This window comes from Arthrobacter sp. JCM 19049, assembly GCF_001310435.1.
Window position 1 is genome coordinate 1 of record NZ_BAXF01000296.1, and the last position, 2,698, is coordinate 2,698.

The window sequence follows — 2,698 nt, forward strand, 5'->3', positions numbered from 1 at the left end:
CCTAGCCGGTGGGCCGGCTATTTCCGGGGATCAGTGCCATCGGACTGCGGGTCATCGTCCCCGGTCCGCGGGTTCTCCTTCCGGGTCGGGGCGGTCCTCATCGGTCACCGGCTTGGCCGGCGGCTGCTGCCCTTCCTCGTAGACGATCGTGTCGTGCGGGGCCGGGGCCCGTTCGATGGTGATGATGTCGATTTCGGTCGTCATCAGGCTGAAGTGCCCGCCTCATGGCGTTCCACGCCCTCGGCCACCGACTGCTCCAGCACCTCACGGGCCACCTTGTTCTGGATGACCAGCGGGTCGCGGCTCAGATCCTTCCAGATGGCCACGCACAGCAGCAGCATCACCAGCACGAAGGCAGAGCCGAGACAATCGTGATGTTCTTCAGCCCGTTCAGGGCCGCCGCCGGGTGGTCCCCGCCGGCCAGCAGCATCACCGCCGCCACGGCGCCCACCGCGACGCCCCAGAAGATCACGGACTTGCGGGTCGGGTGTTCAGCCCCGCGCTCACTGAGCGCCCCCATTACGATGGAGGCCGAGTCGGCGCCGGTGACGAAGAAGATCGCGATCAGCAGCACCGTGACCACCATCAGCACCACCGCCACCCAGCCGGGCACCGGCAGCTTCTCCAGCAGGTCGAAGAGCACCAGGTCGAAGTTGATGTCCGGGGCGCCGTCAACAATGCTGGCCAGCGCCTGGCTCGAATCCCCCGTAGCTGCGCGCGTTCCTGCAGGCCGATTGCGCCGCCGCCAAAGATCGCGAACCACAGCAGGGTCACGGTCGAGGGCACCAGCAGCACGCCGGTGACGAACTGGCGGATGCTGCGCCCACGGGAGATGCGGGCAATGAACAGACCCACGAACGGGGTCCATGACACCCACCAGGCCCAGTAGAACACGGTCCAGGACGAAAGCCAGTCGGCCATGGTCCCGTCGGTGGAGGCCGCGGTGCGTGAGGCCATTTCCGGCAGGTCGCGGATGAACGCGCCAATCGCGTTCGGGATGACGTTCAGGATGAACAGGGTCGGGCCGCCGATGAAGACGATCAGCGCCAGAACCAGGGCCAGCACCATGTTGGTGTTGGACAGCCACTGGATGCCGCGCTCAATGCCGGAGACCGCGGAGGCCACGAACAGGGCGGTGAGGATGGCAATGATGATCACCAGGATGCCCGAGCCGACGTTCTCCATCACACCGGTGGCCTGGATGCCGCCGCCGATCTGCAGGGCGCCCAGGCCCAGCGAACAGGCCGAGCCGAACAGCGTGGCCAGGATGGCCAGGATGTTGATGGTGCGTCCGCCCCAACCGTGGATGGCGCGCTCGCCGAAGATCGAGGAGAACATGGAGGAGAACAGCTGCGGGCGGCCCAGGCGGAAGCTGCCGTAGGCCATGCCCAGGCCCACAATGGCGTACATCGCCCACGGTAGAGCGTCCAGTGGAACAAGGTGGTGCCCATGGCGGTGCTCAGCGCCGCATCGGTCTGCCCCTCCACGGTTCCCGGCGGCGGGGACATGTAGAAGAACAGCGGTTCGCCCACCCCGTAGAACACCAGGCCAATGCCCATGCCGGTGGCAAACATCATCGAGATCCAGGAGACCGTGCTGAATTCGGGCTTTTCCCCGTCCTTGCCCAGCGGGATGCGCCCGAAGTTCTTCGAAGCGAGCACGATCACGAAGACCGCGAACACCGAGGCGGCGATGACGAACAGCCAGCCGGTGTTGGTGATCACCCAATCCAGTGCCTTGCCGGCCACTGCGCCCAGGCCCTCGGGGGAAACGAACCCCCAGGCGATGAACGCCAGGGCCAGGCAGCCGGCAATGCCGAACACCCAGTAGTCGGTGCCGGAGGCGGTGTATTTCCGGGGGCGGCGTTTGCGAGCTGTGTGCAGCTCGCCCACGAGCTCCTGGATCGATTGATCACTTGGCTTCATTACGTTCTTCCTTCACTGGCAGGACGGCGCTGCGACGGGGAAATCATCGACTCGGCGGCAGCGCGCTCCGGACGGCAGCTGCCAGGCGGTGGCAGCGGAACGGTTGCATGGCCCCAGTCGGGCGGGCCGGCAGACGGCAGGGGCCGGAAACGGCGGCGCTTCGAAGATCGGCGAGCCCGCCGTTCAGATGCATGCGACAACGGCCAACACGGCCCACCGCGGCCCTAAGGTCTGCGTTCAATACTGTTGGATGCAGGCAAGTCAGGTCAAGCCCCACGGTCTTTTTTGCCCCCGATCCCGTTCCCACCAGAACGCTTTTGCCCTTGTGCCATGCAGTGCCAGGGGCGGGGATGTGAAATTCCTCGCCTCCCCGCCCCCGCGCCCCCGCATTGCGCCCGCCTTCGGCGTTTAGCCGCGAATCAGGCCGTGCGGGTCCAGCACGAATTTTTGTGCCGCCCCCTCGTCGAAGGCCGCGTACCCGGCCGGGGCCTCATCCAGGGAAATGGTCGTTGCGTTCACGTTCCTGGCGATGGACACCTTGTCGGCCAGGATCGCGTGCATCAGCCCGCGGTGGTACTTCATCACCGGGCACTGTCCGGTGACGAAGGTGTGGGATTTGGCGAAGCCCAGGCCGAAGCGCATCGACAGCGAACCGACCTTCGCCGCCTCATCGGCGGCACCCGGATCCCCGGTGACGTACAGCCCGGGATCCCCAGTGGCCACCGGCGCGGTGATCTCCATCAGCGAGTTCAGCACCGTGGCCGGCTGCTCGG

Annotated in this window: 1 protein-coding gene and 2 pseudogenes; all 3 read right to left on the reverse strand. The window is 66.4% G+C overall.

Features of this window, described 5'->3' with window-relative positions:
* Positions 1 to 51 precede the first annotated feature (51 nt).
* The gene (locus JCM19049_RS20445; protein WP_279403034.1) at positions 52 to 204 is read right to left on the reverse strand and encodes a hypothetical protein; all 153 of its coding nucleotides are present in this window, start codon (positions 202 to 204) and stop codon (positions 52 to 54) included.
* Positions 205 to 224: 20 nt separating this feature from the next.
* Positions 225 to 1,925, reverse strand: a pseudogene (locus tag JCM19049_RS11185) (BCCT family transporter); the annotation flags it as partial.
* A 408-nt stretch (positions 1,926 to 2,333) separates the two neighbouring features.
* Positions 2,334 to 2,698 (reverse strand): annotated as a pseudogene (locus JCM19049_RS11190) (formaldehyde dehydrogenase, glutathione-independent); the annotation flags it as partial.